Raw genomic sequence first — 21,381 nt, 5'->3', positions numbered from 1 at the left:
CTGATAATTGATTTTAAGTTCCAAGCAGACGTACGATTTATTTAACTTTAAAACGTTTGATTAATTCTTGTAATTCTACAGTTCTGTCTGCTAGATCAACTGCTACGTTATTTACTCCATTTATTGTGGCAGTTTGTTCTTCAACTGCAGCAGCTATTGTTTGGAAGTTGTCAGCAGCACTAGTTGAACCATTTGATAGATCTTCAACAGAAGCAGAAACTTCCTCGGCACTCGCAGAAATTTGTTGGGAAGCCGCAGAAATTTCGCTTATATGCTCATTCATTATTTTAATAGCATCTTGTATAGAGTTAAAGGCAACTCCTGACTCTTTAATCACTTCAACGCCATCGCTAACAGATTGCAATGAATTTTGAACAGCTTTTTCTACATTATCTGTATCACTTTGAATTACATTAGTGAGTTCTACAATTTTGCTTGCTGATACTTTTGATTCTTCTGCTAATTTCCGAACTTCATCTGCAACTACTGCAAAGCCTTTTCCATGTTCCCCTGCACGAGCAGCTTCAATGGCAGCGTTTAAGGCTAATAGATTTGTTTGGTCTGTAATGTTTGTAATGACTTGTGTAATATGACCAATTTCCTCGGATTGCTTACTTAATTTTTCTACTAAATCATTTACAATCAATGTAGATTCTTTAATCATGTTCATTTGATTTTGAGCTTGATGAACCGTGTTACTACCTTCTTTTGCAATGACTTCTGTATCAATCGCCTTCTGATGGAGTACTTGTGTCGATTCTGCAATTTTTTGAATACCACTAGCTGTTTCATCCATTGCTTTCGCACTTTCATTTGCGGTTTTTGCAGACATTTGTGCAATTTCAGCTGTTTCACTAACTTGGTGGGCCATATCCTCTGATGTTGCAGTCATTTCTTCTGTACTTGTAGATAGTTCTTCTGCTGCAACGGTTAACTGTTCAGTATTTGACTGGACATTACGAATTAAAAGATTTAAATTGTCCTTCATTTTATTAAAAGCATTTGATAATTGACCAATTTCGTCTTTAGATTTATGTACAATATTATCTTCTGTTAAATCACCGTCTGCTATTGTGTTTGCAGCATGTACAACTTTTACAAGCGGCTTTGTGATGGAACGACGAATATAATAAATGATTACTAGGAATATTACGATTCCAACGATGATTGAACTAAATGCAATCGTTCTTGTTGAAACCACAGTGTTTTTAGCATCCGCTGTAACTAAGTCCAGTTGTTCGGCTTGATATTCTAATATTTTTTCTGCATAGTCTAAAATCCCGCGATTAGCTTGTTCTAAATCGATATTAATAACTTCTTTGACTTTTTCAAATTCACCGGCATTGTAATATGACCACATTTCTTCCAAGTCACTATTAAAGGTATTATTGTATGCGTTTATTTCAGCAACATAATCTTTCATATCCTCTGAAACTGCGGATTCTGTAATCTCTAAAATTTTATCGTCAACATATTGTTGATAAGTGTCAAGATTGTCTCTTGTTTCTTGTGTATCATCAATCAACAGTTCCCGAACGTAAATACCTTGCATCGCAATCCCAAACTTAGTATCATCGGCAAGTCGTACTTGCTTTACCTGAAGATCAACAGCTTTTTCAACTTTTTGATTAATATCTTCAATTTCGAACAATATTGTTCCTAAAGATAAGATTAATACTAGAATGACTGTAAAAAATCCTAAACTAATTTTCTTACCAATATTCAAAAGAATTCCTCCTTATTAAAAAATTTAGTTATCATATTCATGTAACTTTATATACTTTATTCCTATTTAAATTACTGGTCAATAACCAATTGGAAATTGACAAAATATTGTTATTTTTAAGCTCTGTTAAGATGATGAAGAGAGGATTTAGTAAAAGTAAATAGATAAACCAAAACAAACTTTTATGGAAAATCATAATCTATTTTTCGGAGAACCGTAATCTGTTTTTCGGAAAAACATAATATAGTTGACGGTGATTTTTAGCGGAAACTATGAAAAAATAATAGTGTAGTAGATTTAGAATGTAAGGGAGGAATCATATGTAGCTTTATAGCAAGAACTAAACTAATAGGTTTGCTTTATTCTGATTCTCGATAATTTTATAGGAGGAGTTTGTATGAAAAAAACTATATCATTATTTGGTATCTTAGGAATGTTAATTGTAGTTGCAGCTGGAACAGCTAGTGCTTATAATGCAAAATTCGATTTTGACATGAACACAGGTCTTTTCCATGGAACGGTATACTCAGATCCAGCTTATAAATATACAAAAAATGAAGATCCATATCTTGAAGTTGATTATATAGAATCCAAAGTACGTACAAAATTTACGGTAGTTAACTCCGATGGCGATGCAAGAAGTGAAACTTTGACAACACGATCAGCCATTTCCACATTATTAGATAATCAAGGAATGGCGCAAAACTATCAATATCGAATGAGTGCACAAACCGATGATGGAAGTTGGTATAACCGATACAATGTTACTGGCTCATGGAATCCAGACTCCTATTAAAATCTGTTTAGAGTATGGTTTTCCTTCATTTTCATGGAGGAAAACTTTTTTCATTTAAAATTATATAGCGTGGTGATATTATGCTGTTGAAAGAATTGTCCCGAGCCGTATTTAATAGAAGAATGGGGTTGGTGATGGGGGTAATGCTAATTTTGCTTTATCTATCATCTTATCAATCTCATTTAAACTCTCACTTTTTCATTGATAGAAATGCTGCAGATTTAACACCAGAGGGACTAAATGAAATTCTTGAAATCGGAGGGAATACTTATCTTATATGGATTAGCGCTTTTTATTACACGCAAGTAATATTTGTGTTAGCTTCAATATACCCTTATGCTGCATCTTTTGTTTATGAGAGAAAAATGAGGTTTCATTATTTTTCAATTATCAGAATTGGTCATTTAAAGTATCGTCTTTACAAATTATTTGCAAATGGAATTACTGGTGGAGTTGCTCTATCTGTACCAAGTGCAATTTACTTTGTAGGATTAAGTATTTTTTTTGAAAATACAATTCTTCACCCTTTTGATTTTCAACCTGAGGGCTTATTTAGCAGCCTTTTTACTAACACTCCTATGCTTTATATATTATTAGTCATTTCTATTCATTTTATTTTTGGCTTTTCAATCGCAATATTTGCTATGGGTATTACAAGCTTTTGTTCAAAGATTGTATACGTATACGCAATACCATTTGCATTATATTTATCCCTAGATATTATTATTTCTAATATAAATGGACTAGAGAAATACGCAGCTACAAGAATTTATTATCTAATGTCTAATGTAGATTTAAAGATAAGCGATTTGTTAATCGTCAATTTTATATTAATTCTATCAGGATTATTAATGTTCTATATTAATTATAAACAGGAGTTGAAAAATGGTAGTTAGTTTTTTGATAATCACTGTTAAAAGATTGGTGGGTAGTAGAAAATTTGTTGGAATTATATTTTATTTGTTATGTCTTCCACTCCTTATACTATTAATGAACGACTGGTCAACAAATTCAAACAGTTGGAATGTAATATTTTTTATTTTTGGGAATCGGTATATTTATTTTATGTTCATTATTCCTGTATTTCTAATTTTAATTGATGATATTGCAAATGAAGGGAATTTACGTTATTGTTTAGCTCGCCTTGTTAAAAAAAGTAATTTAATAAAATCTCAACTGATTGTGATGTTATTACTTAGCTTTATTCTAACATTGTATGTGTTTGGGGTAATTGTAATAGAATCTTTTTTGACATTCGGATTAACATTTGAATGGAGTCAGGAGACTAGATTAGGGCTTGATCCGTATACCTCCTTTTTTACCGAACTAACACCATTAAATGCTATTAGTTTATATGCTGTACGATTTTTTGTAACTTTAATTTTCATTGGGAGTCTTTATTTTTATTGGCAAAGTATTACAAAAAGGGAGTTTAGAAGTCTTGGTATTTTTATTATTCTCCTCCTACTTTTTTTAAATTCGATATTAAATTTTTACAATATTCCTATTTTAAGTTTTTTGGATTTAAGTTTTGTATATACGTACAACTTCAGCCCTAAAGAAGAAATAATTTTGATATATACACTAACTTCAAATTTACCAATATTGATTTTAACCGTTGGACTAACTTATCTTTCTTTACACCTGTCTAAAGAGGTGAATTTTTAATTTATGACTCTACATTTGTTGTCCATTATAAGGTATAACTTTAAATTAATTTATAAAAAAATATTCTTAACTATGGGATGTACTGTTGCAATTCTTTTTTTTCACACATTATTTCAAGTAGGGTATTCAGATGATTTTTCCGCATTGGAAGTTTATATGTTAAGTATTGGTGGAGTGAATATAGAACAGCTACATTTGCTTCAAATGTTTATTGTTCTACTGCCTTACTTAGGAATTACACTAGTAGTTGATGTGTATATAACTCAAGTGATGGCAAGACATGCTATAAACACTATTATTAGAATAGAAAAGAAAATAATTTTTATGCTATCACATGTTATATCACTCTTTTCCATAATAGTGATAATGCTATTAATTTATCATGGAATGTTGTTAATTATTTCATTCTTCTTATACGATGGTTCACAAATGAATGCAACACTCTTCCCGTGGCTAACGAAAAATCATGAAAATGCTTTTTTTGTATTATTCGTCTATTCATTTTTCGGCCAACTTTTAGGAACGTTTTGTATCTCATGTGTTCAACTAGCAATTTCAACTAAATTAAACCGATTAAGTAGCGGTTTCATAATAATTGCCATCATATATTTTATACAATTCATCTACCCCTTTGTTTTGGCACAGCATACGTTTGTATCAAATATTTTGATAGATAACTCAGCATATTTGCGGTTCTTATTAACTCAGATGTTGATTATGGGTGGATGTATAGTATATCTCTATTTCAATATTAGAAAAAATATAATATTCTTTTCGGAAAGGAGTTAAATGATGGATAATATAATAGTAGAAACAAAAAATCTTTCAAAATCCTTTAAGAAACAAATAATATTTCACTCTGTATCTTTTGCATTAGAAAAAGGCAAAGCTTATGGTTTTATTGGACATAACGGAAGTGGAAAGTCAATCTTATTTAAGATTCTATGTGGACTTATGTCACCTGATAGTGGAGAAATCAAAATTTCAGGAAAAACACTTGGTAAAGAGATTGATTTTCCTAATGATACCGGGATAATTATTGAGACGCCTCAATTTTTAGAAGAATATTCAGGTATAAAAAATTTGCGTTACTTAGCTGCGATTAAAAACAAAATTACTGATGAAACGATTAAGTCTACTCTTGTAAGAGTTGGTCTAGATCCCGAGAATAGTCAACCAGTTAAAAAATATTCGTTAGGTATGAAGCAAAAGTTAGGTATTGCACAAGCGATTATGGAGTCTCCTAACCTTTTAATATTGGACGAGCCATTTAATGGTCTTGATAAAACTAGCGTTGAGAATATTCGCTCTCTATTATTAGAACTTAAGAATAAAGGAGTAACTATACTATTGACTAGTCATATTCAGAAAGATCTTGATTTAATTTGCGATGAGATATTTGAATTTAATGAAAAGAAATTAGAGAAAATAACGATGAGGTAGATTATTTACTGGATACGTTAATTTATATAGAACGCAAAAAAAGTACTATTTCATGAAGTATGAAATGTACTTTTTTTCTAGTTAATATGAACATTTAGTCTTTTTGTTTTCTCAGCTTTAAAATCAGATTCTCATCAGGTGTTACATATATTGTTTTCTGTTCGAAATAAATAACAAACCCAGGCTTAGCCCCGTTTGGTTTTTTCACTTGACGTATTTGTGTGTAATCAACAGGTACGGATGACGAATCTCTAGCTTTACTAAAATAGGCACTTAAATTTGCGGCTTCCATTAAAGTCGTTTCATCAGGTTCTTCTGAATGGATGACAACGTGGGAACCAGGTATATCTTTTGTATGTAACCAAGTGTCATTCTTTTTCGCAATTTTAAATGTAAGATAGTCATTTTGTTTATTGTTTTTGCCAACTGAAATAGTAGTTCCTGTTGAGGAAATATACGTTTCTGGAGTTGGCTTTGTTGGTTTTTTCTTTTTCTTTGAAGCGCGCATTCTTAAATAGCCTTGTTCTGCTAGCTCCTCTCGAATTTCTTCGATATCTGCTGGTGCAGCCTGTTCAACCTGACTAATCAACATCTCGAAATAACTTATTTCAGAGTTAGTTTTTTCTATTTGTTCCTGCACCATAATGAGCGCATTTTTTGCCTTATTGTATTTAGTGTAATAATTTTGTGCATTTTCGATCGGCGTTTTTCGTTCACTTAGTGGAATAGTAATTTTCTCTTCATTTTCACTGTAATAATTTGCAACAGTAACTTCCTTCATACCTTTTTCGAAGTTATACAAATTCGCCATTAATAGTTCGCCAAATAATTGATAACGATCTAATTTTGAAGCGTTGTCCAAGTCCTTTTGAAGTTTCTTAAGTTTTAATTTCAACTTATTAATTTCATTTTGTAAATAGCGTTCTAAATCCCCAGCCTGCTGTTTAACGCGTTCGCGTTCTGCTCTTGCGTAAAAAGTGCGGTCCAACAATTGACTAAGTGAATCATAGCTTGTTGATTGTCCTGACAGATGAGTGATTTTTGTTGGTGAAAAGTAGATTTTTCCCTTTTCTTCAATGTAAGTCGGCGATGCACCAGAAATTATTTCATCTAAAAATGAATGGAAGGTTTCTACGATATCGCCTTGTTCCATACGATGTAACAGTTCATTGGCATGGAAGGATGAAAAACCTTTGTAATGATCTACAACTTCTTTCGCAGTTTTCCCATTTTTAAAAAAGTGAAGGATTTCATCATCTGTAGCTGACGTAGGGTTGACCTTATTTTGTTCAGGTGGTTCTACATATACTTGCCCTGGTAATACTGTTCGATAGCTATTCACGGATGGTGGTAAATGTTTAATACTATCGATGATTTTATCTGTTTGACTATCAATTAATAATAGGTTGCTATGGCGTCCCATTATTTCGATTGTAAGATTTCGATAAACAGTATCTCCAATTTCATTTTTGCTTTCAATACTAAATGTAACGACCCGTTCAAAGCTTTGAGTTTGTATTGCTTGAATAAAGCCACCTTCAATATGCTTACGTAACAACATACAAAACATTGGGGGTTCGCTTGGGTTATCAATTGGTTCATCTGTTAAATGAATTCGTGCGTAAGAAGGGTGTATTGAAAACAATAATTTATGATTCTCACCGCCTGCGCGAATATGAAGTACAACTTCTAGAGCATTTGGTTGATGAACTTTTGTTATGCGTCCAGATAAAAGTTTCGATAATTCTTTTGTTACTGCAAAAGTAAATAATCCATCAAAAGCCATGATAGATTCCTCATTTCTAAAAAATTTCAAAGTATAACTTTTATTATATAATTTTTTATAAAGAAATGGGAAAAAACGTTCTCTATTTAATATTTCATAAGTTATATTTTTCAAAACATATGTTATAATTGGAACAATATACAGAAAGGTGTGACGAACCTTGGTGCGTAGTATGACAGGATTTGGCAGGGGTGTCACAACAACGGATGATTATCAGCTGACGGTTGAAGTAAGATCTGTAAATCATCGTTTTTTAGAAATTCAAACAAAATTTCCAAAAGAATGGCTTGAAATTGAACTTTTAGCAAAAAAACTATTATCTCAATTTGTTATTAGAGGTAAGCTAGATGTAGTCGTAAATTTAAAAATAAACGAGCAATCAGTTTCAAATGTACAGATTAATTGGCCCCTAATTGATGCCTACAAAAATGCAAAAGAGCAGCTTGAAAACGTATTACCTCTAAAAGAAAAATGGTCTATGCAAGAGATCTTTTCTATTGAAAATGCCATTATCTATGAGAAAAAAGAAATATCTATTGAAGAACTAAAATCAGCTATGGAGCATGCCTTAACCGAGGCAGCTAATAATTTAGTTCAAATGCGTGAGCGTGAAGGGCAACAATTGGCATCCGTTTTGTTACAATATAAAAATGACTTAGAAGAGCAAATACATCTAATACGTAAGTTCTCTCCAAATGCAGTAAGCAAATACCGCGAAAAACTGATTAATCGTATGAAAGAGATTGTTGATTCTAATTTGATCGACGAACGCATACTAGCAGAAGTTGCAATCTATGCAGATCGAGTAGATATATCAGAAGAATTAGACCGTCTTGAAAGCCACTTTCAACAGTTAACAGAAACTTTAAATGAGGATACATCCATTGGTCGTAAACTTGATTTTTTAATGCAAGAATGTCTTCGTGAAATCAATACAATTGGCTCGAAAAATCAATCCTCTGATGCGTCCTTTGCAGTTGTTCAAGCAAAAACCATTTTAGAAAAAATGCGAGAACAAATACAAAATATTGAATAGTTCTTTGCTAAATGTAAAAAGTGATGTAGTAAAAGGGAGGGAATACGAGGATTTTATGAGAAAAGAACGTGGATTATTAATTGTTCTATCTGGCCCTTCTGGTGTTGGTAAAGGTACAGTAAGAAAAGAACTATTTTCACAAGCAGGTACAAATTATGAATACTCAGTATCGATGACGACACGTCCGCCTCGCGAAGGTGAAGTGGATGGCATAGATTACTTCTTCAAATCTCGCAGTGAATTTGAGGCGCTAATTGAAGAAGGTGGTTTACTGGAGCATGCAGAGTTTGTAGGAAATTATTATGGTACACCACTTGCATATGTAAACGAAACGTTAGATGCAGGAAGAGATGTATTTTTAGAAATTGAAGTTCAAGGAGCTGCTCAAATTCGAGAAAAAGCACCTGAAGCTTTATTTATCTTCCTAGCACCACCAAGCTTAACTGAATTACAAAATCGTTTAGTAAACCGTGGTACAGAATCGGAAGAAATTATAAAACAAAGAATCGCAACAGCAAAAGAAGAACTCGAAATGATGAGTTTGTATGATTATGTTGTGGAAAATGATGAAATTCAAAAAGCTTGTGATAAAATAAATGCAATCATCGTTGCAGAGCATTGTCGCAGAGAACGAGTTGAAAAAAGATATTTGTCCATGTTGAGAGGAGAATAAAATATGTTATACCCATCTATTGATGCTTTAAAAAAGAATATTGATTCTAAATACTCATTAGTGAGCCTTGCTTCTAAAAGAGCTCGTCAAATGCAAGAAGTAGGTAACGAAAAATTAGAATCATACGTTTCACATAAAACTGTTGGTAAAGCTCTTGAAGAAATTGCTGCAGGTGCTTTAACAAAGGAAAAACAAGATGCATCTACTATCTATCATGATGAAATCTAAACAAATGTAATTTTTGTAAAACTTATTTAAAGACAAAAAGCGATTAGCTCCCGAGGAATTCTTTCTTTGGGAGCTAATCATTTGAGAGGGTGAAATGAGGATGAAAGGGAAAAATGTATTATTATGCGTTTCTGGTGGAATCGCAGTATATAAAGCTGTAGCCCTTGTTAGTAAACTAACTCAAGCAGGTGCTAATGTAAAAGTAATTATGACGGATTCTGCAAAGAAATTTGTTACACCTCTTACTTTTCAAGTGATGTCTAAAAATGATGTTTATTTTGACACTTTTGATGAAAAAGAATCTAGTGTAATTGCACATATTGATTTAGCGGATTGGGCTGATTTAATTATTATTGCGCCAGCAACTGCTAATGTAATAGGAAAACTAGCAAATGGTATTGCCGATGATATGCTAACGACTACTTATTTTGCAGCAACGTGTCCAGTATGGGTTGCGCCTGCTATGAATGTACATATGTATGATCATCCTGCAGTCAAAAGGAACATTTCTCGTTTATCAGAAGATGGCTGCTCATTTATCGAACCTTCAGAAGGCTATTTAGCATGCGGTTATGTTGGTAAAGGTCGTTTAGAAGAGCCAGAAAAGATTACTCAATTAGTTATTGAGTATTTTGAAAGTGAAGCGAGAAAATAATGAAAGTAGCAGAGGTAATCGTGGATGTTAGCGCCTATCCAATAGATCGTCCTTTCGATTATTTAATTCCCGAAGAAATGCAGGAGCTAATCGAGATGGGTTGCCGAGTGAAAGTTCCATTTGGCCCTCGAAATGTATTAGGATTTGTAACTGAAATAAAAGATACAACAGAAGTGCCAGTTGATAAAATTAAATCTTTATCCCAGCTGCTAGATATTACGCCTGTATTAACCACGGAGATGCTAAAGCTTGCAAAATGGTTAAAAACAGAAACGATATGCTATGAAATTGATGCATTACAAGTAATGTTACCTTCAGCACTTAGAGCAAAATATGAAAAACAAGTGTCTCTCCTAACCGATGTAGAGCAGCTTCCGATTCTTTTGCAGCCTTATTTTCAGAGAGCTACAAAAGTTAACTATAAAGCTTTTGAAAAAGATGGAATGCTTCACGATTTAAAAAGAGCGGTTAAAGATAAACAATTAGTAATTGAAAATATTGTAAAACAAAAAGGAAATATTAAAGAAATTCGAAAAGTGAAAATAAACGAATCTATTGAGACACTTCAAAAAATTTTAGGTAATATTTCCAAAAGGGCAAGAAAGCAGCAGCAATTATTACAGTGGATGATGAACCATGTAGGAGAAGTTTTCGATCTTCAAGATATTTTAACAGATACAAATACTTCTCAAGCGGTATTACAAGCTGTTATTGAATATGGTGGAGCAGAATTTGTTCAGGAAGAAGTATATCGAGATCCTTTTTCTAAAGAAGTGAAAAAAACTATTTCCTTAAATTTAACCGATGAACAAGAAAACGCGTTACAGAAGATTACGAATTCAATAAAAAATAGAATATCTGAAACCTTTTTATTACATGGCATAACAGGCAGCGGTAAAACAGAAGTGTATTTACAAGCCATTGAACAATGTTTATTAGAAGGAAAAGAAGCCATTGTATTAGTACCTGAAATCTCTTTAACACCACAAATGACTGATCGTTTTCGCTCGCGATTTGGAGAACTAGTTGCAGTAATGCACAGCGGGCTATCTGTCGGAGAAAAATATGACGAATGGCGCAAAATTCATGAAGGTAAAGTTAAGGTTGTCGTGGGAGCGCGTTCTGCTGTGTTTGCGCCATTTCGAAATGTCGGTATTTTTATACTAGATGAAGAGCATGAATCAACATATAAACAAGAGGATGCACCACGTTATCATGCTCGTGATGTGGCTATATGGAGAAGTGAATATTATCAATGTCCTGTCATACTAGGAAGTGCAACACCTTCCTTAGAATCTTTTGCGCGAGCAAAGAAAAATGTTTATACGCTGTTAACATTAAAAGAGCGTGCTTTAAAACAATCATTACCAACTGTTCACGTTGTTGATATGAGAAATGAATTGAAAAATGGCAATCGTTCTATGTTTTCAGAAAGTTTAGTTGAAGCAATTCGAACACGTTTAGAAAAAAAAGAACAGATGGTTTTATTTTTAAATCGTAGAGGCTATTCGTCATTTGTGATGTGTCGGGATTGTGGAACAGTTGTCCAATGTGAAAATTGTGATATTTCCTTAACCTATCATCGCTCTAATGAAAAATTAAAATGTCATTATTGTGGATATGAACAGCGAGTGCCAAAAACTTGTCCTCAATGTCAAAGTGACCACATCCGATATTTTGGAACGGGCACTCAAAAGGTCGAAGAAGAGCTTACAAAATTGTTTCCGGAAGCAAAAGTCTTACGGATGGATGTTGATACGACAAAAACGAAGGGTTCACACGAAGAGATTTTAGAAGCCTTTGGTAAAGGTCATGCAGATATATTACTCGGAACTCAAATGATTGCAAAAGGTCTTGATTTTCCTAATATCACTTTAGTAGGTGTATTAAGTGCGGATACTTCGCTTCATTTACCAGATTTTCGTTCAGCTGAAAAGACATTTCAATTGTTAACCCAAGTAAGTGGACGAGCAGGTAGGCATCAATTGCCAGGTGAAGTGATTATTCAAACATATACACCTGAGCATTATGCAATAGAACTTGCAAAAGAACAACAATATGAACCTTTTTATGAGCGAGAAATGTGGATGCGTCATCAGGCTGGTTACCCACCTTACTATTATCTTGCATTAGTTCAGATTTCACATGAAGATATCATGCTAGCTAGTGAATATGCACAAAAAACGGTCGATTTTTTACGTTCTAATCTATCTTTTAACGTTTCTATTATCGGTCCAACCGCCTCTAGTATTAGTCGCGTACAAAATAGATATCGATATCAATGTTTGATAAAATACAAAGTGGAACCAAATTTGATCGAAACATTTATACAGTTAATTAAGTTATATCGTTCAGATTGGATAAAAAAAGGAATATTACTTACTGTCGATTTGAATCCCTCATCGATATAAATGAGAAATGTGAGGTTAAATAATGGCTATAAAAGAAGTTGTAAAACATCCAGCAAAGGTGTTAACACAAAAATGTGATGAAGTAACAGAAATTAATGAACAGATCATCGAATTACTAGATGATTTGTACGATACGATGGTCGAATATGACGGTGTTGGGATTGCAGCACCTCAAATTAATGTCCCATTAAAAGTTGCAATTGTTGAGCTAGGTGAAGAAAGACAAATATTAGAAATGATTAATCCGACAATTCTAGAAGTAAGTGGCTCGGAAGTTGATATAGAAGGTTGTTTAAGCTTCCCAGGTTTATATGGGGAAGTAGAAAGGCCGACCTATGTAAAACTAGAAGCATGTGATCGAGAAGGGCAAGTATATCAGCTTGAAGCAGGAGGATTTGATGCTCGTGCAATATTACATGAAATCGATCATTTAGAAGGAATTTTGTTTGATTCAAAATTAATTCGCGTCGTAACAGAGGAAGAACTTGAAGAAATGTATGCGGAGGAGGATGAAGTATGACGAAAGTCGTATTTATGGGAACACCACAATTTTCTGTTCCAATATTAACGATGATCCATGAAAATGGCTATGAAGTTTTGGCAGTCGTCACTCAACCGGATAGACCAGTAGGAAGAAAAAAAGTACTAACGCCTCCGCCAGTAAAAGAAGAAGCATTACGCCTTGGGGTAAAAGTGATACAACCTGAAAAATTAAAAAATTCTACCGAACTAGAAGAAATTATTGAATTAAATCCGGATATTATTGTAACAGCTGCTTATGGACAAATCCTTCCTAAACGATTGTTAGATGTTCCAAGATTAGGATGTATTAATGTCCATGCATCTTTACTACCGAAATATCGTGGTGGTGCACCAATACATCAAGCGATATTAGATGGGCAAACTAAAACAGGTGTTACCATCATGTACATGGTTGAAAAGTTAGATGCGGGTGATATTATTTCTCAAAGAGAGATTCCGATAGGAGAAAATGATCATACAGGTAGTCTTTTTGATAAATTAAGCATACTAGGGCGAGATTTGTTGCAAGATACATTACCTAGTATTATCGATGGGACTAATAAGAGAATCCCTCAGAATGAAGCGGAAGCAACATTTGCTCATAATATTTCACGCGAACAAGAACGTATTGATTGGTCAAAGAGTGCCTCTGATATATATAATCAAGTGCGCGGTCTACATCCGTGGCCGGTTGCTTATACAACATTAAACGGTGAAAATGTAAAAGTTTGGTGGGCTAAGCTTGGCGATAGTACATCATCATTACAACCAGGTTCTGTAACGAAAATTAATAAAGATAGTTTTGAAATTGCAACAGGTGATGGTAAAACATTAGCTATTCTAGATTTACAGCCTTCAGGAAAAAAACGAATGACTGCACAAGACTATTTAAGAGGAACTGGTTCAAAATTACAGATTGGGGACCTATTTGAATGACTAAGAAGAAAGAACAGATTTGGGACGGCAATGTTCGGGATGCGGCATTAACTATTCTATTAGCCGTTGATAAAAACCAAGCATATAGTAACTTGCTATTAAATCAAACGATCAATAAGTATAAAATTGATGCAAAGGATCGTGCTTTATTAACTGAAATAACTTACGGTACATTGCAAAATAAATATACGCTTGATTATTATCTAGAGCCATATATTCGCTCAAAAGTCGAACTTTGGGTGAGATGGCTTCTTCGTCTTTCCCTTTACCAAGTTGTCTATTTGTCCAGAATTCCAGCTCATGCAGCTGTTAACGAAGCAGTTGAAATCGCGAAAAGAAGAGGCCATCAAGGAATAGCTTCAATGGTTAATGGTATTTTACGATCTGTTCAAAGAAAAGGTATTCCATCAATTGATTTAATTGAAGATCCTATAAATAGATTAGCAATTGAAACGAGCCATCCAAATTGGTTAGTCGAGCGATTCATTGAAAATTATGGCGTTGAAATTACAACAGAAATGTTAAAAGAAAATAATATACCTCCAACTCATACAGTAAGGGTGAATCTGTTAAAAGCAACTGTGGATGAAGTTGTAACTTTGCTTGATCAGGAAGGGATTACAGCTAAACAAAGTAAGCTAATACCTGAATGTATTCATATAGTAAATGGTCAAGTAGCACATACAAATGTGTTTAAAAAGGGACTTGTTACAATCCAAGATGAAAGTTCGATGATGCCAGCGAACGTTTTAAATCCGAATAATGGTTGGAAAGTGTTAGACATGTGTGCTGCTCCAGGCGGTAAAACAACTCATCTAGCGGAAAAGATGAACAATAAAGGGTCGATTTTAGCGACGGATATTCATCCCCATAAGTTAGATTTAATCGAAGAAACAAGTAGTCGACTTGGTTTAGATATTATCCAAACAGCACCAGTTGATGGAAGAAAGGCAGCAGAGTACCTACAAAAAGAATCCTTTGATGCAGTTTTAGTAGATGCACCATGTTCAGGACTTGGCGTAATGCGAAGAAAACCTGATATTAAATATACAAAACGTGAAGAGGATTTCGAAAGTTTGCACAAAATACAACTACAATTGCTTGATAATGCTGTCCAAGTATTGAAGGATGAAGGTAGACTTGTCTATAGCACTTGTACTGTTGACCGATTAGAAAATGAAGGAACTGTCCGAGCATTTCTAGCGTCACATCCAGAAATGGAATTAGCGTCCATTGAGAATTTACCAAAAGAATTAGTTGATCGACAAGAAAATGGAATGCTTCAAGTATTTCCTCATGACTTTGGTAGCGATGGATTTTTTGTAGCTTTATTTCGTAAGAAAGCAGGTAGTCATGCTTAAGAAAAAGTGTGATGAGATATAAAAGGAAAGGCTTATTTTGCCTTGACATAAAAAAGGAGAATTACAAAGTCAAAAATGGAAGATAAAAAATTAGAACGTATTTCAGATTTAGTTGAAGAAGTAGAGCAACCTCGTCGTGTGAAAAAAGAAAAACCTCAGTTAAAGGAGTCTATTTACTCACTCAGACTCGATGAATTAAAAGTATGGTTAGAGGAAAATGGTGAAAAGCCTTTTCGTGCAACACAAATTTTTGAATGGCTATATGAAAAAAGAGTAAAATCCTTTGATGAAATGTCAAACCTTTCAAAGGGGTTAAGAGATAAATTATCCAATTCTTTTGCATTAACGACATTATCTACAATCATTAAGCAAGAATCAAAAGATGGAACGATAAAGTTCTTGTTCCAATTACAGGATGGATATTCAATTGAGACGGTATTAATGCGTCATGAGTATGGTAACTCCGTTTGTGTTACTACACAGGTAGGATGTCGTATTGGATGTACTTTCTGTGCATCTACATTAGGTGGCTTGAAACGACACTTACTTGCAGGGGAAATCGTTGAGCAAGTTGTAAAAGTACAACAAACACTTGATGAAATAGATGAACGTGTTTCTCATGTCGTTATAATGGGGATTGGTGAGCCATTTGATAATTATGATGCTATGATGAATTTCTTGAAAGTTATCAATCATGAGAAAGGTTTAAATATTGGTGCCCGCCATATTACGGTATCCACTTCTGGAATCGTTCCGAAAATTTATCAATTTGCAGACGAACAATTACAAATCAACTTTGCGCTATCACTACATGCACCAAACCAAGAACTTCGTCAAAAACTAATGCCAATTGCAAGAGCCTATAAACTTGATAAACTTATGGAAGCAATTCGTTATTATACAGAAAAAACAGGGCGAAGAGTTAGCTTTGAATATGGACTTTTCGGTGGAGAAAATGATTCTGTAGAACATGCTGAGGAATTATCAAAATTGATTAAAGGGATTAAATGTCATGTCAACTTAATTCCTGTAAACTATGTACCAGAGCGTAATTATGTACGTACGCCACGAAATCAAATCTTTGCATTTGAAAAAACGTTAAAAAACAATGGTATAAATGTAACAATTCGTCGCGAACATGGGTCAGATATTGATGCGGCTTGTGGTCAATTAAGAGCGAAAGAGAGAGCACAGGAGACGAGGTGATTACCTTTGAAGGTGACTGTTGAAAGTGATATAGGATTGAAAAGGAAGGTAAATGAGGATCGTGCGGCGTTCATTGAGCGCCCTGATCACTATAAGCTTGCTATTTTAGCAGATGGCATGGGTGGCCATAATGCAGGAGATGTAGCAAGCGAAATGGCTATTAAAGAAATGGAGTATCTTTTTAAAAATGCCATTTCAAAAAACTTTGAAACGCTTCATTCAAAAAAGATTTGGATGTTAGAAGTAGTGAAAACTGTAAACGAAAAAATTTATAAACACTCTTTATTGAATGAAGAATGCCAAGGTATGGGCACAACATTAATAGCGGTATTAATTGACCATGAAAAATGTTTAATTAGTCATATTGGTGATAGCCGTGCCTATTATTTTACTCCCAATGAGGTGGAGTTGATCACAAGAGATCATTCTTATGTTAACATTTTGGTGGAAAAAGGCGAAATTAGTGAAGAAGAAGCAGAAAATCATCCACAAAAAAATGTGATTGTTAAAGCATTAGGAATTGAAACAAGAATAGACCCTGATTTTTATGAGATAACTTTAGAAGATAATGCCTTTTTACTCATTTGTTCTGATGGATTAAGTAATAAATTATCAACGGAAGAAATGTATGCCATATTATCATTAGAAATGTCCATTGAAGATAAAGGTAAAAAATTAGTTCAATTAGCAAATGATAGTGGTGGAGAGGACAATATTTCTCTAATTTTAATGACGTTAGGAAATGAGGAGGTGTAACGATGCTAATTGGAAAAAGAATTAATGATCGATATAAAATATTACAATATGTTGGTGGCGGTGGTATGTCCAATGTCTACCTAGCACACGACATCATTTTAAATCGCGATGTAGCAGTAAAAGTTTTACGATATGACTCATCGAATGAAGAAGAATTCCATCGTCGATTCCAAAGAGAAGCCCTTTCAGCAACAAGCCTTATGCATCCTAATATAGTTAGTATTTACGATGTCGGTGAAGACGGAGATATGCACTATATTGTAATGGAATTTATCAAAGGCAGAACATTGAAGCAATACATAAATGAGTATTCGCCTTTGTCACCTGCTCGTAGTGTGCACATTATGAAGCAGCTAACAAGTGCCATTGCTCACGCCCATGAAAATCAAATTATTCATCGTGATATTAAACCGCAAAATATATTAATTGATGAAGACGGAAATGTGAAAATTACAGACTTTGGTATTGCAACAACATTAAGTGAAACAAGCTTTACAAAAACAAACTCTGTATTAGGTACTGTTCACTATATTTCACCAGAACAGGCAAGAGGTGGTACAGCTACAAAAAAATCTGACATCTATGCGTTAGGAATTGTTTTATATGAATTATTAACTGGTGAATTACCTTTTTCAGGAGAATCTGCTGTATCCATTGCTTTAAAACATTTGCAATCGGAAACGCCATCAGTGAGAGGGTTTGATGCATCAATCCCACAAGCACTTGAAAATGTAGTATATAAAGCTACTGCCAAAAATCCAGCACATCGTTATAATACGGTAGAAGAAATGGAAGCAGATTTAGAAACGGTATTATCACCAAATCGACTAAATGAACCTAAATTTGTACCACCTATTGATAATGAAGCGACAAAAGCAATGCCAGCAATTAAAGAATCTTTAATGATAAACGGCACTTCTAACAATAAAAAGGCTCAACAAAATGAAGTACCAAATAAGAAAGATCCTACACCTCAAAATGGGAAAAAGAAACAAGGAAAAGGGAAGATTTTTGCAATTGTTGGTGCATCTGTTGCCATTTTAGTTATTTTAGCAGTTTTATTATTTAACATATTAAGTCCTAAGAAAATAGAAATTCCAGATGTGTCAAATATGGAAATTGTAGATGCTATTTCAGCATTGGAAGAACTAGGATTTAAAATTGGTGAACAACGGGAACAACATTCAGATGATATCGAAACAGGTAAAGTGATTGGCACAGATCCGGAGGCGGGTTTAAGTCGTATTTCTGGCACAGAAATTGACCTAATTATCAGCCTAGGAACTGAAAAAAAGGAAATGGAAAATTATATTGGTCAACAAATTAGCCAAGTGTCCGTTTTGTTAGAAAAAAGTGATTTTAAAGACTTTGAAATTGAAGAGGTATTTTCGGATAAACCAGTGGGTGAGGTCATTGAACAATCGCCAATCGCCGGGGAAGAAATTGTAGTAAAAGATACCGTCGTTGTACTAACAGTAAGTGCTGGTAAAGAAAAAATAAAAGTTACTGATTTAACTGGTTTTAATGAGTCTGCAAGAAATGAGTATGCGCGTAGTTCTGGGTTTGTTATTACAGTAAAAGGTGAGGAACATTCGGATGATATTCCGGTTGGAAGTGTTATTCGACAAACACCAGAAGCAAATACAGAGCTTGAAAAAGGTTCAACAATAGAAGTTATTATCTCTAAAGGACCTGAAGAAAAGGCTGTAAAAATTTATAATTTAAATTTAGTCATTCCTTATAACCCAATTGAGTATGGTGCAGAACAGCGTGTGCGAGTATTTATTCAAGATAAAAATAATGTGATGGTTCAACCGAAAGAGGAATTTACGATCACGGAAGATTATGAATATCATACGCAACTTGATATTGAAGAGGGGCAAACAGCTGCATATCGTATAGAGGTAGATTCAACAGTAATTGCAGAAGGTACTATTCCATATAACGAACTAAATTAAGGAGGAATTTGATGCCGCAAGGGCAAATTCGAAAAGCGTTAAGTGGTTATTATTATGTATATGATAATGGTGAGTTGATCCAATGTCGTGGTAGAGGTGTTTTTCGCAATCGAGGCGAAGCACCTCTAGTTGGCGACATCGTGGCATATACAAAAGAAGGCGACTCGGATGGCTATATAATGGAAATTCATCCAAGAAGTAATGAATTAGTCCGACCACCAATTGCGAATATTGATCAAGCTTTGTTAGTTTTTTCAGTAAAGGAACCAGAATTTCATTCACTTTTATTAGATCGTTTTTTAGTTGTATTAGAGTCTTTTCATGTAAAACCTATTATTTGTTTAACAAAAATGGATTTATTAACGAAAGAAGAGTATGAGCTACTACAGCCTTATATCAATTCTTATAAGAATATTGGCTATGAAATAATCGAAACTTATAAAAATGATGATTCTCTATTGAATCGATTGAAGCCTATTTTAAAAGGGAAAACAAGCGTACTTGCAGGTCAATCGGGGGTTGGGAAATCAACCTTATTAAACACATTAATCCCGAGTTTAGACTTAAAGACTGGTGTTATATCCCAAAGTCTTGGTCGAGGAAAGCATACAACACGTCATGTTGAATTGATTGAAGTATGTGATGGTCTGCTTGCGGATACACCAGGTTTTAGCTCATTCGATTTCGATACGATTGAGAAGGAAGAGCTAACCTATTGTTTTCCGGAGTTCGCTCGTATTAGTGAAGGGTGTAAATTTAGAGGGTGCCTTCATTTAAAAGAACCTAAATGTGCAGTAAAAGAAGCTCTGGAAAATGGAGAAATAACGTCTTATCGTTATGAGCATTATCAACAATTTTTACAAGAAATATTAGATCGAAAGCCGAGGTACTAATTATGATTCAAATTGCACCATCTATTCTATCAGCGAACTTTGCTAAATTAGCAGCTGAAGTAAAAGAAGTAGAGGAAGCAGGAGCGTCTGTTATTCATGTTGATGTAATGGATGGTCATTTTGTTCCCAATATAACGATGGGGCCTATTGTCGTTGAAGCATTACGCCCTGAAACAACACTACCTTTGGATGTTCATTTAATGATTGAAAATCCAGATGCGTATATAGAGCAATTTGCAAAAGCTGGTGCTGATTGGATATCAGTACATGTGGAAGCTTGTAGACATTTGCATAGAACGATTCAATTAATTCGCTCTTTTGGTGTAAAACCTGGTGTTGTATTAAATCCTCATACGCCAATTGAATCCATCCAACATATTTTAGAGGATATAGATTTTGTATTGTTTATGACTGTAAACCCCGGTTTTGGTGGACAGAAATTTATATCTTCTGTTGTACAAAAGGTTGAAAGTCTTTCAAAAATTATAGAAGAACGCGGTTTAAATATTGCAATCGAAATTGATGGTGGGATTAATGCAGAAACGATTGTGCCATGTGTAAAAGCTGGTGCGACGATCTTTGTCGCAGGGTCTGCCATCTACAATAAAGAGGATCGTGCCCTTGCATTGAAGGAAATTAAAGATGCTGGTGAGGCGGCTTTAGAAAAATGACTACTGTAATCATTTGTTCAGGAGGGCCAAAATCAGATATCCCTTCCCTAGAAAAGTATTTTATGAGGGATAAGGTCTATTTTATCGGTGCAGATAAAGGCTCAATCTATCTATTAGAGCAGGGTATTCAGCCAAATGAGATTGTTGGCGATTTTGATTCACTAACAAATGAGCAATGGTTGAATGTTTCAAGTAAAGTAAAAAAGATTACAAAAGTTCAAGCAGAAAAAGATGAAACAGATACGGATTTAGCGTTAGAAAAGGCATTAGAGTATCATCCAACAGAAATTATACTAACCGGTGTTACAGGAGGACGATTAGATCATTTTGAAGCGGCAATTCGTTCTGTTTATCGCCTACAATCAAAAAATCTACATATCGAAATAAAAATTTTAAATGTAAGCAATGAAATACGTTTTTTATTCCCTGGCAAGCATATATTAACTAAGAGCGATCAATATCGTTATCTTTCCTTTTTTGCTTATGAGCAAGACGTAAAGGATGTTTGTCTTTCTGGGGTTAAATATGAAACTACGAATCAAGTAATTGAACTAGGTTCATCAAGATTTACTAGTAATGAACTGAATTGTGAGTTCGGTTATATCTCCTTTTCCTCAGGCATATGTTTAATGATAAGAAGCAGTGACTAAGAAGGA

19 protein-coding genes and 1 pseudogene are annotated in these 21,381 nt (G+C 34.0%); 18 read left to right on the top strand and 2 right to left on the bottom strand.

The window, feature by feature from the left end; all coding sequences use genetic code 11:
* Positions 1 to 37: 37 nt before the first annotated feature.
* On the bottom strand, positions 38 to 1,726 hold the full coding sequence (locus tag CD30_RS02015) for a methyl-accepting chemotaxis protein (RefSeq protein ID WP_036171808.1): 1,689 nt from the start codon (positions 1,724 to 1,726) through the stop codon (positions 38 to 40).
* 397 nt (positions 1,727 to 2,123) lie between these two features.
* Between CD30_RS02015 and CD30_RS02010 the strand changes: the two genes are divergently transcribed.
* The 4 genes from CD30_RS02010 (at position 2,124) to CD30_RS01990 (ending at position 5,633) form a co-directional block, all read left to right on the top strand.
* Positions 2,124 to 2,522: a hypothetical protein gene (locus CD30_RS02010; RefSeq protein ID WP_036171805.1), complete on the top strand. Its 399-nt coding sequence runs from the start codon at positions 2,124 to 2,126 to the stop codon at positions 2,520 to 2,522.
* Positions 2,523 to 2,602: 80 nt separating this feature from the next.
* Positions 2,603 to 3,418: a hypothetical protein gene (locus CD30_RS02005; RefSeq protein ID WP_036171802.1), complete on the top strand. Its 816-nt coding sequence runs from the start codon at positions 2,603 to 2,605 to the stop codon at positions 3,416 to 3,418.
* The gene (locus CD30_RS02000) at positions 3,408 to 4,190 is read left to right on the top strand and encodes a hypothetical protein (protein ID WP_036171800.1); all 783 of its coding nucleotides are present in this window, start codon (positions 3,408 to 3,410) and stop codon (positions 4,188 to 4,190) included. The genes CD30_RS02005 and CD30_RS02000 overlap by 11 nt, the downstream gene beginning before the upstream one ends.
* A 792-nt stretch (positions 4,191 to 4,982) precedes the next feature.
* On the top strand, positions 4,983 to 5,633 hold the full coding sequence (locus tag CD30_RS01990) for an ABC transporter ATP-binding protein (RefSeq protein ID WP_036171794.1): 651 nt from the start codon (positions 4,983 to 4,985) through the stop codon (positions 5,631 to 5,633).
* A 94-nt stretch (positions 5,634 to 5,727) separates the two neighbouring features.
* Here CD30_RS01990 and CD30_RS01985 read toward each other — a convergent pair whose 3' ends face one another.
* Positions 5,728 to 7,419 (bottom strand): Rqc2 family fibronectin-binding protein, encoded by a 1,692-nt coding sequence (locus tag CD30_RS01985; protein WP_036171791.1) that lies wholly within the window; start codon positions 7,417 to 7,419, stop codon positions 5,728 to 5,730.
* Positions 7,420 to 7,579: 160 nt separating this feature from the next.
* Between CD30_RS01985 and CD30_RS01980 the strand changes: the two genes are divergently transcribed.
* From CD30_RS01980 to CD30_RS01915, 14 genes and pseudogenes are all read left to right on the top strand, one after another.
* Positions 7,580 to 8,455: a YicC/YloC family endoribonuclease gene (locus tag CD30_RS01980; protein WP_036171787.1), complete on the top strand. Its 876-nt coding sequence runs from the start codon at positions 7,580 to 7,582 to the stop codon at positions 8,453 to 8,455.
* A gap of 55 nt (positions 8,456 to 8,510) precedes the next feature.
* Complete coding sequence (gene gmk / locus CD30_RS01975; RefSeq protein WP_036171784.1) at positions 8,511 to 9,128, top strand: guanylate kinase; 618 nt, start codon at positions 8,511 to 8,513, stop codon at positions 9,126 to 9,128.
* A gap of 3 nt (positions 9,129 to 9,131) precedes the next feature.
* Positions 9,132 to 9,356, top strand: coding sequence for a DNA-directed RNA polymerase subunit omega (gene rpoZ, locus CD30_RS01970; protein WP_036171780.1), 225 nt, complete (start codon positions 9,132 to 9,134; stop codon positions 9,354 to 9,356).
* 100 nt (positions 9,357 to 9,456) lie between these two features.
* Positions 9,457 to 10,002 (top strand): annotated as a pseudogene (coaBC, locus tag CD30_RS01965) (bifunctional phosphopantothenoylcysteine decarboxylase/phosphopantothenate--cysteine ligase CoaBC); the annotation flags it as partial.
* A gap of 8 nt (positions 10,003 to 10,010) precedes the next feature.
* Entirely contained in the window at positions 10,011 to 12,422 is a 2,412-nt protein-coding gene (gene priA, locus CD30_RS01960; protein WP_036172148.1) for a primosomal protein N', read from the top strand.
* Between the two features lie 22 nt (positions 12,423 to 12,444).
* Positions 12,445 to 12,942 (top strand): peptide deformylase, encoded by a 498-nt coding sequence (gene def, locus CD30_RS01955; protein WP_036171777.1) that lies wholly within the window; start codon positions 12,445 to 12,447, stop codon positions 12,940 to 12,942.
* Positions 12,939 to 13,880, top strand: a complete 942-nt coding sequence (gene fmt / locus CD30_RS01950; protein WP_036171775.1) for a methionyl-tRNA formyltransferase — start codon at positions 12,939 to 12,941, stop codon at positions 13,878 to 13,880. Before def ends, fmt begins: the two co-directional genes overlap by 4 nt.
* Positions 13,877 to 15,241: a 16S rRNA (cytosine(967)-C(5))-methyltransferase RsmB gene (rsmB, locus tag CD30_RS01945; RefSeq protein WP_036171772.1), complete on the top strand. Its 1,365-nt coding sequence runs from the start codon at positions 13,877 to 13,879 to the stop codon at positions 15,239 to 15,241. The genes fmt and rsmB overlap by 4 nt, the downstream gene beginning before the upstream one ends.
* Before the next feature lie 75 nt (positions 15,242 to 15,316).
* Positions 15,317 to 16,447 (top strand): dual-specificity RNA methyltransferase RlmN, encoded by a 1,131-nt coding sequence (gene rlmN, locus CD30_RS01940; RefSeq protein WP_052126014.1) that lies wholly within the window; start codon positions 15,317 to 15,319, stop codon positions 16,445 to 16,447.
* A 6-nt stretch (positions 16,448 to 16,453) separates the two neighbouring features.
* On the top strand, positions 16,454 to 17,203 hold the full coding sequence (locus CD30_RS01935; protein WP_036171769.1) for a Stp1/IreP family PP2C-type Ser/Thr phosphatase: 750 nt from the start codon (positions 16,454 to 16,456) through the stop codon (positions 17,201 to 17,203).
* A 2-nt stretch (positions 17,204 to 17,205) separates the two neighbouring features.
* Positions 17,206 to 19,161: a Stk1 family PASTA domain-containing Ser/Thr kinase gene (gene pknB, locus CD30_RS01930; protein ID WP_036171766.1), complete on the top strand. Its 1,956-nt coding sequence runs from the start codon at positions 17,206 to 17,208 to the stop codon at positions 19,159 to 19,161.
* An 11-nt stretch (positions 19,162 to 19,172) separates the two neighbouring features.
* Entirely contained in the window at positions 19,173 to 20,054 is an 882-nt protein-coding gene (rsgA, locus tag CD30_RS01925; protein WP_036171763.1) for a ribosome small subunit-dependent GTPase A, read from the top strand.
* Positions 20,055 to 20,056: 2 nt separating this feature from the next.
* A complete protein-coding gene (gene rpe / locus CD30_RS01920) occupies positions 20,057 to 20,725 on the top strand; it encodes a ribulose-phosphate 3-epimerase (protein WP_036171761.1) in 669 nt (222 codons plus the stop codon).
* Positions 20,722 to 21,375 (top strand): thiamine diphosphokinase, encoded by a 654-nt coding sequence (locus tag CD30_RS01915; RefSeq protein WP_036171758.1) that lies wholly within the window; start codon positions 20,722 to 20,724, stop codon positions 21,373 to 21,375. The genes rpe and CD30_RS01915 overlap by 4 nt, the downstream gene beginning before the upstream one ends.
* Positions 21,376 to 21,381 lie beyond the last annotated feature (6 nt).

The sequence above is a fragment of the Ureibacillus massiliensis 4400831 = CIP 108448 = CCUG 49529 genome, assembly GCF_000772965.1.
In the GTDB taxonomy this organism is placed as follows: Bacteria; Bacillota; Bacilli; order Bacillales_A; family Planococcaceae; genus Ureibacillus; species Ureibacillus massiliensis.
Note: the sequence above shows the minus strand (reverse complement) of the source record. Positions and strands in the feature narration are given on the sequence as shown.